The following is a 13,062-nucleotide window of genomic DNA, read 5'->3' as shown; positions in this document are numbered from 1 at the left end:
TGTTACGGCGGCTATAGCGGTAGGGAAACGCCCGGTCCCATTCCGAACCCGGAAGCTAAGCCTGCCAGCGCCGATGGTACTGCACTCGACAGGGTGTGGGAGAGTAGGACACCGCCGGAACATCATTGACCGTAGGGGACCCAGATATCTGGGTCCCCTATCGGCGTTTGGGCACTTCTCGGCCCGCATCACGCTGCCGCGTCCGTACCCGTCGTTCGCGCGTGATTGAATTCATGGAGTCTGTTCACGCCGGGCGCGCCCGGCTACGAAAAATACAAGAAAGGGATCACGGTGTCGGAGCACAACGACGGTCGGAAGTCTTTCCGGCGCGGCGAGGGGTCCGATCGTCCGTCGCGCGGCAGCGGAGCCGACGAGGGACGGGATCGCTCGGGCGGTCGTTCCGGCTCACGTGGTTCCGAGGATCGTGGCGGCTTCCGTCGAGGCGGTGAGACCGGCCGCAGCGGCTACGGAGCAAACTCGGGCGGCTCGAACTCCGGTTCCCGCGGCGGCTTCCGACGCGGCGACGATTCCGGTGATCGCCGTGGTGGAGACTCCGGCGAGCGTGGCGGCTACAACCGCGGCGGTTCCGGTGAGCGCGGCGGCCACAACCGCGACTCCGGTCAGGGCGGGTTCCGTCGAGGTGATTCCGGCTCCCGCGGTTCCGAACGCGGAGACGACGAGCGCAAGGGCTTCCGACGCGGCGACGGTGAGCGCGGCGGTTATCAGCGCCGCGACGACGACCGGCCGGGCGGCGGCCGCTACTCCGAGCGCGGTGACAGCGACCGTGGCGGCCGTGGCGAGGGCGGTGGCTTCAAGCGCGGCGGTGACCGCGACAGCCGAGGACAGTCGAGTGATCGCGGTGGTTTCCGCCGTGATTCGGGTGAAACCGGCGGCTACAAGCGCGGCGGCTTCGACCGGGATTCCGAGCGCGGCGGTCGCGGCGGCTCGGGTGAGCGCGGCGGCTTCAAGCGTGATTTCGACCGTGGAAGCCGTGGCGATTCCAGCGCGCGCGGTGGCCACAACCGTGACTCCGAGCGCGGCGGCCGTGGCGATTCCGGTGAACGTGGTCAGTACAACCGTGACTCCGACCGTGGTGGCCGTGGTGATTCCGGTGCGCGCGGTGGGTACAGCCGTGACTCCGACCGTGGTGGCCGTGGGGACTCCGGCGGTCGCGGTGGGTACAACCGCGATTCTGGTCAGGGCGGCGGCTTCCGTCGAGGTGATTCCGGTGAAGGCGGTTTCAAGCGCGGTGGTTTCGACCGCGATGCGGAACGCGGCGGCCGTGGCGGCTCGGGTGAGCGCGGCGGCTTCAGACGTGATTCCGACAGCGGCGGCCGTGGCGATTCCGGTGAGCGTCGCGGTTTCAGACGTGATTCCGACAGCGGTAGCCGTGAAGATTCCGGTGAGCGTCGGGGTTTCAAGCGCGGCTCCGACCGGAGCGATTCGAGCGACCGCGGTGGCTTCACCGGTGGTTCCGCCCGCGGCGATTCGGAGCGCGGCGGTTTCCGTCGTAATTCCAACGAGTCCGGCGGATTCAAGCGTGGCGGTTCCGACAGTGCGGGCCGTGGCGATTCCGGCGGGCGCGGTGGGGACAGCCGTGATTCCGGGCAAGGCGGTGGCTTTCGTCGAGGTGGTTCCGGCGAAGGCGGTTTCAAGCGTGGTGGTTTCGACCGTGATGCGGAACGCGGCGGTCGCGGAGACTCCGGTGACCGCGCTGGATACGACCGTGACTCCGACACCGCCGACCGTGGAGACTCCGGCGCAGCGGCGGAGGTGACCCGCGATTCTGTGCGCGATGGCTACGGTGACTCGACCGAGCGCGGCGGCGCCGAACATAGTGGCTCCGGTGAGCGCGGCGATTCCGAGCCCGGTAGTCGCGGGGATTCCACTGGGCGCGGTGGTCGTGGAGATTCCGCTGAGCGCGGGGACTCTGGGGATTCCGCTGGGCGCGGTGGTCGTGGGGACTCCGGTGAGCGCGACGCTCTGGGACGTGATGCTGAGCGTGAGAATCTTCACGGCTCGGGTGAGCGCGGGGATTTCGGGCGCGACGATTCCGGTGAGCGTCAGGACTTCGGACGTGGCGCCGCGCGCGCAGGCGGTGCCGACTCGGGCGACCAGGGCGGTTCGCGCTTGGACGTCCGCGGTGGACAGTCGGGAGTGCACGACGACACCGGGCGCGACGTCGAATCCGTTGGTCTCGGAAACGATTTCGAGCGCACCGGACGTGACGCTCCGAGGGAGCGGGATGTGCGCGGTAGTTCGGAGGATCGCGACGATTCCGGACGTGATGCCCCGCGCGATGGCCGTGACGATTCGAGGGAACCGGCCGGTTCGCGGCGGGATGTGAGCGGCGGCGGCTCGGCTGGGGGCGATGATTCCGGGAGTGACTCCGGTCAGGGCGGCGGCTTCCGTCGAAGTGATTCCGGCGAAGGCGGTTTCAAGCGCGGCGGATTCGACCGTGATGCGGAACGCGGCGGCTCGGGTGAGCGCGGTGGGTCCGGCGAGCGCGTCGGCCGCGATGTCGAACGCGTCGGCTCCGGACAGGATTCCGAGCGCGGTGGTCGTGGCGACTCGAGCGAGAGCGAGCGGGACGTGAGCGGTGGGCACTCGGGCGGTCGTGCGGACTCAGGACGTGACGCCGAGCGTGGCGGTCATGAGGAGTCCGAGCGTGGCGAGGCAGGCGGACATCGCGGTGTCGGGCGTGATGCCGAGCGTGGCGGTAGTGATGATTCGGGTCAGCCGGGTGGTTCGCAGCGGGACGCCGAGGGCGGACGGTCGGGTGATCGTGCCAGGTTCGAGCGTGCTTCCGGTCGGGACGTGTCTGATGAGCGAGGCGATTCCCGGCGTGAGTCCGGTGCGGCCGACTTCCGGCGTGACGGCGCCGATCGTGATGCCGAGAACGTCGATCGCCGTGGCTCGGGTGAGCGCGGCGGTACTGAGAGCGCGGGTCGCGGCAGTTCGGGTGAACGAGGTCGCGGTGATCGCGATGCCGAGGATCGTGGCTCGGGTGCGGGAGGCGGTGCCAACCGCGGTGAAGTGGGGGAGCGCGGCGGGGCTCGGGGTGATCTCGAGCGCGGTGAGCGCGGTGGGTTCGAGCGGGGATCCGATCGTGGCGACTCGAGTTTCCGTCGTGCTTCTGGTGGGTTCGCGCGTGGTCGTGACGAGCGGGATTCCGGGCGCGGTGGTCGTGGTGGTGCCGCGGCGGATCGGGGTGGGTTCAGGCGTGAGTCCGGTCGCGGTGATTCGGAGCGTGGCGGGTTCCGTCGTGATTCCGGTCAGCGCGGCGATTCCGGTGAGCGAGGTGGCTCGGCGGAGGGCTGGGAGGACCGGCGGCGGGGCGGTGAGGGGGCTAAGGGCGGCCGCTCACTCGACCGGCGTCCGGCGCGGCCCGAGGAGCCGGATCTGCCCGATGAGGTGCAGGCGTCCGATCTCGACTCCACGGTCCGGCGCGATCTGCTGAGCCTCGACAAGGGCAATGCCGAGACCGTAGCGCGTCATATGGTGATGGCCGTGCAGCTGCTCGAGGACGATCCCGAGCTCGCGCTGGCGCATGCTCGTGCGGCTCGACAGCGCGCCGGGCGGATCGCGGTGGTCCGCGAGACCGCCGGTGTCACCGCGTATCACGCCGGGGAGTGGGCCGAGGCCTTGTCGGAGTTGCGTACGGCGCGCCGGATGTCGGGCGGTTCGGGACTGCTCGCGGTCATGGCGGATTGTGAGCGTGGGCTGGGTCGTCCGGAGCGGGCGATCGAACTCGGGCGCAGTGACGAGGCCCGTGCGCTGAGCGGTGACGAGGCGACCGAATTGCGCATCGTCGTGGCCGGCGCGCGGATGGACCTCGGTCAGTACGACCAGGCGGTCGTGACTCTGCAGACCACGGATCTCGACCCGTCGCGCACCGGTTCGGCCGCCGCGCGACTGTTCTACGCCTATGCGGACGCGCTGGTCGCTGCGGGCCGCACCGCCGAGGGGCTGGAGTGGTTCCTCAATTCGGCGTCGGCCGACCTGGACGGCGAGACCGACGCCGAGGAGCGGGCCGCCGAACTCACCGGCGAGTAGTAGCGGAGCGAGTACCCGAACGTGGCGGACCTCCGTGGTCCGTTCGTGATGCTGGTGGGGTGCGGAGTGAGGATTGTGCCGTCGAACTCACCGGCGAGTAGTAGCGGAGCAAGTGCGCGAAGGTGGCGGACCTCCGTGGTCCGTTCGCGATGCTGGTGGGACCGGAGTGAGGACCGTGCCGTCGAACTCACCGGCAAGTACTGGTGGAGTGGGGTGTGCGAGGGTGGCGGACCTCCTTGGTCCGTTCGTGATGCCAGTGGGACCGTTGGAGTGAAGAGCGGGCCGCCGAGCTCACCGGCGAGTAGTGGTGGAGTGGGGTGTGCGAGGGTGGCGGAATTCACCGTCGCCCGCTCGTGACGCTGGTGGGGCCGCGGAGTGAGGACCGTGCCGTCGAACTCACTGGCAGGTACTGGTGGAGCGGGGTGTGCGAGGGGGCAGACCTCACCGTGGTCAGTTCGTGATGCTGGTGGGACCGGACTGAGGAGCGTGCCGCTGAACTTACCGGCGAGTGGTGGTGGGGTGTGGTGTGCGAGGTGGCGGACCCCACCGTGGTCAGTTCGTGATGCTGGTGGGACCGGAGTGAGAAGTGCGCCGCCGAACTTACCGGCAGGTACTGGTGGAGCGGAGTGTGCGAGGGTGGCGGAATTCACCGTCGCCCGCTCGTGGTGCTGGTGGGGCCGTCGGGGTGGGGTGGTTCGGGCGTCGGTGCGCGGATCTCGTTTGGTCGGTGGTCGGGGCGCTGACGTAGGGTTCTGGAGTCCTCGGCGCACCGTCGGGGATGCTCGGATGACGGGCGGGGGCGGCCGGCCTTCTCGCGGGTGTCCGTAAGGACGTGGCGCGGGGGTGGTCGATCATGAGTGAGAGTGGTGTGCGACTGTGACGCGACTGCGGGATCGCTACGCGGCCTTGCTGCTGGATCTGGACGGAACGCTGTACCGGGGGCCCGCGGTGATCGAGGGCGCACCGGAGGCGTTGATCGTCGGTGATTCGAAAGAACGCCTCGTTTATGTCACCAACAACGCGAGTCGCGGGCCGGACAAGGTCGCCGGGCATCTGCGTGAGCTGGGTTTTCCGGCCGATACCGATGATGTGGTGACGAGCGCGCAGGCTGCGGCCCGCCTGCTGGCGGAGCGGCTTTCTCCGGGGGCCTCGGTGCTGGTCGTCGGCACCGAGGATCTGGTGCGGGAGGTCGACGCGGTCGGCTTGAAGCCGTTGCGCCGCTTCGACGACGCCGTGCCCGACGCCGTTGTGCAGGGGCATTCGCCCGAGACGGCGTGGCCGGATCTGGCCGAGGCCGCTTACGCGCTGCGCGCGGGCGCGCTGTGGGTGGCGGCGAATACCGATCGGACACTGCCGAACGAGCGCGGACTCGCGCCGGGCAACGGGTCGATGGTCGCGGCCTTGGTCGCCGCGACCGACCGCGAACCCGTGGTGGCGGGTAAGCCGTTCGCGCCATTGCTCGAGGACGCACTCGAGCGCGCCGGTACGCGGGCCGCGCTGGTGGTGGGTGATCGGCTCGACACCGATATCGAGGGCGCGTACCGCGTCGGGCTCGATTCGCTGTTGGTTTTGACGGGGGTGAGCACTGCGGCGGAGCTGCGCGAGGCTCCCGCCGAACGGATCCCGACCTTCGTCGCCGATTCCCTGGAAGCGCTCAACCATCCCCCGGTCGTGTCGGAGGATCCGGCGCTGGGGCCGGTGGATCTGCTGCTCCGCAATCCCGGTCGCGCGGTGACGGTGCGCGCGTCCGGTTCGGAAATCCGATAGCGTTGTTCGCACGATGAGTACTCCGACCCCACGTCCGCACGGCCATTCGGCGCCCGTCCCCGGCCCGCACGGGTCTCGCCACGGCGTCCCGCTGCCCGGTCGGCATCTGCCCGGCGCGCAGAGCGGTCAGGAACCCGCCGATCCGGCACGGGTGCGCGCCGAGATCGACGCGCTGCTCGCCGAACTCGAGGCCCGTCCTCGGGTCGCGGCGGATGCCGACGAATCCGGTGTCGACATCACGCGTCGCGCCCGCATACTGGATCAGGCGCACGAAGTGCTGGTCCAGGCCCTGGCCACGGTGGACAAGATCTGAGGTGGCCAGGCGCGCACGCGTGGACGCCGAACTCGTTCGTCGCGGGTTGGCCCGCTCGCGGGAGCACGCGGTCGAACTGATCGGCGCCGGGCGGGTACTGATCGCGGGAACGGTGGCGGTGAAACCCGCGACCGCGGTGGAGACGGGCACGCCGCTGGTGGTGCGTGAGCAGCCCGACGAGGTGTCGTGGGCTTCGCGCGGCGCGCACAAACTGCTCGGCGCGCTCGCGGCGTTCGAACCGCTCGGCCTGCGGGTGACGCGGCGGCGCTGCCTGGACGCCGGCGCTTCGACCGGCGGATTCACCGATGTGCTGCTGTCCGAGGGCGCGGCCGAGGTGGTCGCGGTCGATGTCGGGTACGGGCAGTTGGTGTGGCGGCTGCGCAACGACGAGCGGGTCACGGTGCTCGATCGCACCAATGTGCGCGGTTTGACACCCGAAACCGTCGGTGGCGTGGTCGATCTCGTCGTCGGTGACCTGTCCTTCATCTCGCTCGGCCTGGTGCTGCCCGCCCTCGCGGCGTGCTCGGCGCCGGGCGCCGACCTGTTGCCGATGGTCAAGCCGCAGTTCGAGGTCGGCAAGGAGCGGGTGGGATCCGGTGGGGTGGTGCGGGATCGGAATCTGCGCGCCGAAGCGGTTCGGGAGGTGGCGCGGGCGGCCGCCGGGCACGGATTGCGTACGCTTGGCGCGGTGGCGAGCCCATTGCCCGGACCGTCGGGTAATGTCGAATACTTTTTGTGGTTGCGTCACGACGGGCCGTTCGACTACGACGGCGAGCAGGTCGCGGCACTGGTCGAACGTGCGGTTGAGGAGGGTCCACAGTGAACGCGCCCACCCACGGCGGCGACACCGGAGGCGGCCGGGAGATCCTGCTGGTCTCGCATCCGGGCCGGGCCGAGATCATCGAGACCGCGCACCGGGTGGCGAAGATCTTCGCCGACGCGGGCATCGGCCTGCGAGTACTGGCCGACGAGGCCGACAGCACCCGATTCGAATTCGAGGACCCGAGCGCGAGCGTACTCGCGGTGGCCGAACCCGGTGGGTATCCGGTCCGGGTCGTGCCACACGATCCGGGCGCCGCGCTCGGCTGCGAGATGGTGCTCGTGCTCGGCGGCGACGGCACCTTCCTGCGCGCCGCCGAACTGGCCAGGCCAGCCGAGGTGCCAGTGCTCGGAATCAATCTGGGCCGCATCGGATTCCTCACCGAGGCCGAGGCCGAACATCTGGACGAGGCGTTGGCGCAGGTGGTGCGCGGCGACTACCGGGTCGAGGACCGGATGACGATCGATGTCGCGGTGCGGGTCGATGACGAGGTCGTCGACACCGGGTGGGCGCTCAACGAGGCCAGTATCGAGAACGCCTCGCGGATGGGCGTGCTCGAGGTGGCATTGGAGGTGGACGGGCGGCCGGTGTCCTCGTTCGGCTGCGACGGCATCCTGGTGGCCACCCCGACCGGTTCCACCGCGTACGCGTTCTCCGCGGGCGGTCCCGTGGTGTGGCCGGAACTCGAGGCCATGTTGGTGATCCCGAGCAACGCGCACGCGCTGTTCGCGCGTCCACTGGTGACGAGTCCCGCGTCCCGCATCGCCGTGGAGGCGGTTGCGACCGGCCACGATGCGATAGTTTTCCTGGACGGCAGGCGCACCCTCGCCCTTCCGCGCGGCGGTCGGGTCGAGGCGGTTCGCGGCACCCGGCCCGTGCGGTGGGTGCGGTTGGATTCCGCACCGTTCGCGGATCGGATGGTGCGCAAGTTCCAACTGCCCGTGACCGGCTGGCGTGGCCGACGGCGAACGGAGAGCACACGTGCTGACAGAGATCAGGATTGACGCGCTCGGCGTCATATCCACGGCCACCGCGCAGTTCCACGCAGGTTTGACCGTGCTGACCGGCGAGACCGGCGCGGGCAAGACCATGGTGGTCACCAGTCTGCATCTGCTCAGCGGTGCGCGCGCCGACGCGGGCCGGGTCCGGTTGGGGGCCGCGCGCGCGGTCGTCGAGGGCAGGTTCACCGTCGAGGACGTGAACGCGGCGGCGCGCGCCGAGGTGGCGGGCGTGCTGGAATCCTCGGCGGCGACGGCCGACGACGACGGCAGCATCATCGCGGTGCGCACCGTCGGCAGCGACGGGCGGTCCCGCGCGCATCTGGGCGGGCGCGGGGTGCCCGCTTCGGTGCTCGCCGAATTCACCGCGCCGTTGCTCACCGTGCACGGCCAGAACGATCAGCTGCGATTACAGCGCCCCGAGCAGCAATTGAACGCGCTCGACCAGTTCGCCGCCGACACCGTCGCGCCGTTGCTGCGCAAGTACCGTGCGGCTCGGCGGTCCTGGCTGGACGCGCGCACCGAACTGCTCGAACGCACCGCGCGCGGTAGGGAACTCGCGTTGGAGGCCGATCGTCTCACCCATTCCCTCGACGAAATCGATGCCGTAGCACCGGAACCCGGCGAGGACGCGCGCATCGTGGACGAGGTGCGCAGGCTCAGCGACCTGGATTCGCTGCGGGAGGCGGCGTCGGCGGCGCACGACGCGCTGGCCGGGCCGACCGACACCCCCGAGGACGGTTCGGGCGCGCTGGAATTGCTCGGCGCCGCGCGTGCTCGCGTGGAATCGGCCGACGACCCGGCGCTGTCCGCGCTGGCGCCGCGACTCGGCGACGCGATCGCGGTGGTGGTCGATCTGAGCACGGAGTTGAGCGGATATCTCTCGGATCTGCCGTCCGATCCGGGTGCGTTGGATTCCCTGCTCACCCGTCAGGCCGAACTGAAGACGCTGACCCGCAAGTACGCGCCGGATATCGACGGTGTGCTCGCGTGGGCCGAGGAGTCCCGCGCCCGGCTCGACTCGCTCGACGTGTCGGAGGAGACGTTGACCAAGCTGGCCGCCGAGGTGGACGCGGCGGCGGGCAAGGTCGCCGAGACCGCGCGGAAGTTGACGGCGGCGCGCGGCAAGGCGGCGGGCAAGCTCGCCGCGGCGGTCAGTGCCGAGCTGGGTGGGCTCGCGATGGGCAAGGCCAGGCTCGAGGTCGAGGTGCGGCCGGTGCCCGCGGGAGCGCAGGATTCGGCGCCGATCGAGGTCGGCGGCACGCGGTTGCACGCGGGGTCTTCGGGGGTGGACGAGGTGGAGTTCCGGCTCGCGGCGCATTCGGGTGCGCCGTCGCTGCCGTTGAGCAAGAGCGCGTCCGGCGGTGAGCTGTCGCGGGTGATGCTCGCGCTCGAGGTGGTGCTCGCGGGCGGCGACCACGGGGCGACCATGGTGTTCGACGAGGTCGACGCCGGAGTCGGCGGTCGCGCGGCCGTGGAGATCGGCCGCCGCCTTGCTCGTTTGGCCCGCACCCATCAGGTGATCGTGGTCACCCACCTGCCCCAGGTTGCGGCCTTCGCCGACACCCACCTGGTGGTGCACAAGTCCGACGACGGCGAGGGCGTGGTGAACAGCGGGGTCAGGGCGCTGACCGAGGACGAGCGGGTCGTCGAACTGGCGCGCATGCTCGCGGGCCTCGACGACACCGAGACCGGCCGCGCCCACGCGGAGGAACTTCTGGAGACCGCCCGCGCGGAGCGGACGCCCGCGTAGCGGACCGGGTACGTCCTGATCGGACCGTGCTATCCGATCCCGCATCACCTATCGCGACTCGGCGGTGGAGCCAGGCACCGGCGTGATCGGCCGATCGGACCGGTGCTGGTCGACCGGCGGTACGTGCATCCCCCAGGTGGGCGACGAGAGGGAGCGTGAGCCCACACGCTATCGAGTCGAAGGCCGGACACGGAACGCGCGGACTGTCGCGCCCGGCTCGCTGGATGTGGGCGACCGGAACCTTCGCTCCCCGGAACTCGTGGTGGGCGACCGGGTTCGTCCGGCCGAGCGGCAGGGTTTCCGGTGCGGGTGTGCGTGGTTTCGGGAGTGCGTCGTGTGGCCTGCGGCTCCGGGTGAGAACGCGCGAACCTTCGCACCGCTCGGTGGTGCGGAGGTTCGACGGAAGTCCTCGATCAGGCCAGGGCTTTCTGTGCGCCCTTGATGAACTGGTTGATCAGGCCCTTGAGGCCTAGTTCCAGGACTTTGGCGGGGACGGGGAGGGTGGGTTCGGATTCCATGGTGTAGGAGACCAGGGTGCCGTCGGCGGTGTCGGAGAAGGTGATGATGCCGACGTGGCGTTTGACCGGTGCGCCCTTGACGATCTTGTATTCCATGCGCTCGCCGGGCACCAGGTTGGTGGTTTCCTCGAGCAGGCCGACGCCGCGCTTGCCGATGCGGTATTGCGCGCCGACGCCGCTCGGGGTCGGGGCGCCCGGCCGCTCGAGGGTGAAGTCGACCGGCACGTACGGATTGATGCCGTCGCGTTCGGTGAAGAACTTGTACACGGCCTCGCGCGGGGCCTTGATGACGACGTCAACGGTGGTGCTGGCCATAGGTTCTCCTCTTCGAGCTGTCTGTGACAGGAAGTGTATAGGTAGTCGCGCCGCGTCCACGGTCGCGACGTGAGCCGGATCACTGCCCTGCGGATTTCGTGCGTCGACGGCTTCGTTTGGAATCAGCCTGATCGAGTCCGTTGTCTGCGCGGGCGCGGTGCCAGAGCGTGAGAAGCAGCCCGCCGCGTGGGCGGGGCCGTGGCAGACGAGGAGTGCAGACCATGTCGAATGTTTCGGAGCCCGCGACCGTGACCCCGGCGCAGGCCGCCGCCGCGATCGCCGATGGCGCGGTGCTGGTCGATGTGCGCAGTGCGGGCGGTCGGGCCGCGAACGGCGCCATTCCCGGCGCGATCGTCGCCGACCGCGACGCGCTCGACACCGAATTCGCACTCGGTTCCGGTGTCGGGCATCCGCAGATCGTCTCGTTGGATCAGCCGATCGTGGTGGTGTGCGGCTCGGTGAACGGGTCGGGGCCGGTCGCGCGGGGGCTGCTCGAGCGCGGTTTCGTCGACGTCGTGCACATCGAAGGTGGATTTCCGGCGTGGCGCGAGGCGGGATTGCCGACCGAGGCGCCCACCGCGGACGGGAACTGATCGAGGCGAGGGAGTTCGCTGATGGGCGCACGGCGTCGGCCGCTCAAGACGGTGACCGGTGTGGGCGGGGCGGTGAGTGTCTATGGCGCCGCGATCGACCCGACGGTGTCCACGGTCGCGTCCTCGATCGAGGTCGCGAAGATCGCCGAGGACAACGGATTCGACGCGCTGTTCGCCGCCGACCTGCTCAGTTTCGGCGCGCAGGGCGCGATCGGCGCGCAGGAGCCGTTGATCTTCCTGGCCGCGCTGAGTGCGGTGACCTCGCGGATCGGGCTGATCGCCACGGTCACCACCACCTTCCATCACCCGTACAACCTGGCCCGGCTGTTCGGCACGCTCGACCATGTCAGCAATGGCAGGGCCGCATGGAACGCGGTCACGTCCTCGCTGGGTGAGGAGAATTACGGGGCCGAGGAACTGCCGAGTCCCGAGCAGCGGTACGCGCGGGCGGCGGAGTCGCTCGAGATCGTGCACGCGCTGTTCGACAGCTGGGGTCAGGGCGCGCTCACACCGGACGGTCGCGGCGGCGCACGGCTCGATCCCGAGCTGGTGCGGCCGATCGACTACGTGGGCGAGTACTTCACGGTGCGCGGCCCGCTCAATATCCCGCCGTTGCCGCAGCGCAGACCGGTGCAGTTCCAGGCGGGACAATCGGCGGCGGGGATCGAACTCGGCGCGCGTTTCGCCGAGGTGGTGTTCACCTCGCTCGCGACGCTCGAGGACGCGCACGCCTACACCGCGCGGGTGCGCGAGCGCGCGGCGCGGCTCGGCCGACCCGAGGGGCTTCCGCTGATCATGAGTTCCCTGCACGCCACCTTCGGCGCGACCGAGGCGGAGGCGCTCGAGTCGGTGCGCGCTCGGGCCGAGGCGATCGACTTGGACGCGGGCCGGGCCGGATTGGCTGACATGCTCGGCGGCGGGGTCGACTTGTCGGGATTGCCGCTGGACCGCCCGATTCCGGAAGCGTTGCTGCCTGAGCTCGCTTCGGTCAATCGCAGGCGCGGTCGGGTGGAGATCTTCGGCCGCCTGGCGCGTTCGGGTAAGACGTTGCGCGAGTTGATAGTCGCGGCTCAGGACACCGGTCACTGGGCCGCGGCGGGTACGCCGGAACAGCTCGCGGACGCGATCCAGGAGCGCTACGACGCGGGAGTGCTCGACGTGCTGTCGATCAGTGGCCTCGCGGACCCGCGCACGCGCGATTTCCTGGTGAACGGTCTACTGCCGGAACTGCGCCGCCGCGGTGTCCTCGGCGTGGAGCAGGTCGGCGACACGCTGCGGGCGAATCTGGAACTGCCGGAGCTCGCCGCGCCCGCCGAAGCGGTGGCGTAGCGGATTCGGTCGTGGCGGCGCGGCCTTCGCGGTCCGCGCCGCCGCGGTGGCCGAAACCTAGTGCAGCGCGGCCCGTTTGATCTGGTCGAACTCGTCCGAGGTGATCGTGCCCTCGTCGAGCAGTTTCTTGCCGGAGGCGATCTGCGCGGCCGGGTCGGCGCCCGCGACCTTCCTGATGTAGTCGTCCTGGGCGGCCTTGTATTGCAGCGCGTCCGCGGCCCGGCGCTCGGCCATGCCCTTGCCGCGCACGATGAGATACACCAGCGCTGTCAGGAACGGGAATATCAGCAGCAGAACCACCCAGGCGGCTTTCGCCCAGCCCGAGGTCCCGTGATCGCGGAACAGGTCCATGAGGATGGAGAACATCACCATCAGATAGGCGATGAAGAGGAAGCTCACCACGATGAACCAGATAATGTCCCAGAAGTCCATGTCGTCTGCCCTTTCCGAGGCCGCGGCGCGGTAGCGCTGTCAGCACGATGCCGTCGCGGTGCGGTGCGACGTGGACCAACACTGCCGCCCCGCGACCCGGATTCCCTCACACGATGCGGGTGATTTCGCGCTTCGCGAAAACGCGTGCCCGTTCCTTGCCGTTGTCGC

The 13,062-nt window shown here is 69.9% G+C and carries 11 protein-coding genes and 1 rRNA gene; 9 read left to right on the top strand and 3 right to left on the bottom strand.

Annotated elements, in window-relative coordinates:
- The first annotated feature begins 3 nt into the window (after window positions 1-3).
- Window positions 4-120: ribosomal RNA gene (rrf, locus tag IT779_RS33425) — 5S ribosomal RNA — on the top strand.
- A gap of 285 nt (window positions 121-405) precedes the next feature.
- Here rrf and IT779_RS33420 read toward each other — a convergent pair.
- On the bottom strand, window positions 406-2,607 hold the full coding sequence (locus IT779_RS33420; protein WP_196153479.1) for a hypothetical protein: 2,202 nt from the start codon (window positions 2,605-2,607) through the stop codon (window positions 406-408).
- A 429-nt stretch (window positions 2,608-3,036) separates the two neighbouring features.
- Here IT779_RS33420 and IT779_RS33415 point away from each other — a divergent pair, with 429 nt between their 5' ends.
- The 6 genes from IT779_RS33415 to recN all read left to right on the top strand — a co-directional run bounded on the left by IT779_RS33415 (window position 3,037) and on the right by recN (window position 9,707).
- Window positions 3,037-4,056 carry a tetratricopeptide repeat protein gene (locus IT779_RS33415; RefSeq protein ID WP_196153497.1) on the top strand — a complete coding sequence of 340 codons (1,020 nt, stop codon included), beginning with the start codon at window positions 3,037-3,039 and terminating at the stop codon, window positions 4,054-4,056.
- Between the two features lie 876 nt (window positions 4,057-4,932).
- Window positions 4,933-5,823, top strand: a complete 891-nt coding sequence (locus IT779_RS33410; RefSeq protein WP_196153478.1) for an HAD-IIA family hydrolase — start codon at window positions 4,933-4,935, stop codon at window positions 5,821-5,823.
- Between the two features lie 13 nt (window positions 5,824-5,836).
- Window positions 5,837-6,136 (top strand): hypothetical protein, encoded by a 300-nt coding sequence (locus tag IT779_RS33405; RefSeq protein ID WP_196153477.1) that lies wholly within the window; start codon window positions 5,837-5,839, stop codon window positions 6,134-6,136.
- 1 nt (window position 6,137) lies between these two features.
- The gene (locus tag IT779_RS33400; RefSeq protein ID WP_196153476.1) at window positions 6,138-6,959 is read left to right on the top strand and encodes a TlyA family RNA methyltransferase; all 822 of its coding nucleotides are present in this window, start codon (window positions 6,138-6,140) and stop codon (window positions 6,957-6,959) included.
- Complete coding sequence (locus IT779_RS33395; protein WP_196153475.1) at window positions 6,956-7,960, top strand: NAD kinase; 1,005 nt, start codon at window positions 6,956-6,958, stop codon at window positions 7,958-7,960. Before IT779_RS33400 ends, IT779_RS33395 begins: the two co-directional genes overlap by 4 nt.
- On the top strand, window positions 7,938-9,707 hold the full coding sequence (gene recN, locus IT779_RS33390; RefSeq protein WP_196153474.1) for a DNA repair protein RecN: 1,770 nt from the start codon (window positions 7,938-7,940) through the stop codon (window positions 9,705-9,707). Before IT779_RS33395 ends, recN begins: the two co-directional genes overlap by 23 nt.
- A 413-nt stretch (window positions 9,708-10,120) precedes the next feature.
- On the opposite strand, the gene IT779_RS33385 is transcribed toward recN, so the two are convergent.
- On the bottom strand, window positions 10,121-10,540 hold the full coding sequence (locus tag IT779_RS33385; RefSeq protein WP_196153473.1) for an SRPBCC family protein: 420 nt from the start codon (window positions 10,538-10,540) through the stop codon (window positions 10,121-10,123).
- 221 nt (window positions 10,541-10,761) lie between these two features.
- Here IT779_RS33385 and IT779_RS33380 point away from each other — a divergent pair, with 221 nt between their 5' ends.
- Complete coding sequence (locus tag IT779_RS33380) at window positions 10,762-11,133, top strand: rhodanese-like domain-containing protein (protein ID WP_196153472.1); 372 nt, start codon at window positions 10,762-10,764, stop codon at window positions 11,131-11,133.
- Window positions 11,134-11,154: 21 nt separating this feature from the next.
- Window positions 11,155-12,462 carry an NtaA/DmoA family FMN-dependent monooxygenase gene (locus IT779_RS33375; protein WP_196153471.1) on the top strand — a complete coding sequence of 436 codons (1,308 nt, stop codon included), beginning with the start codon at window positions 11,155-11,157 and terminating at the stop codon, window positions 12,460-12,462.
- Between the two features lie 57 nt (window positions 12,463-12,519).
- Here IT779_RS33375 and IT779_RS33370 read toward each other — a convergent pair whose 3' ends face one another.
- Window positions 12,520-12,894, bottom strand: coding sequence for a PLDc N-terminal domain-containing protein (locus IT779_RS33370; protein WP_196153470.1), 375 nt, complete (start codon window positions 12,892-12,894; stop codon window positions 12,520-12,522).
- Window positions 12,895-13,062 lie beyond the last annotated feature (168 nt).

This window comes from Nocardia bovistercoris, assembly GCF_015674855.1.
In the GTDB taxonomy this organism is placed as follows: Bacteria; Actinomycetota; Actinomycetes; order Mycobacteriales; family Mycobacteriaceae; genus Nocardia; species Nocardia bovistercoris.
This window is presented reverse-complemented; position numbering and strand designations above follow the sequence as displayed.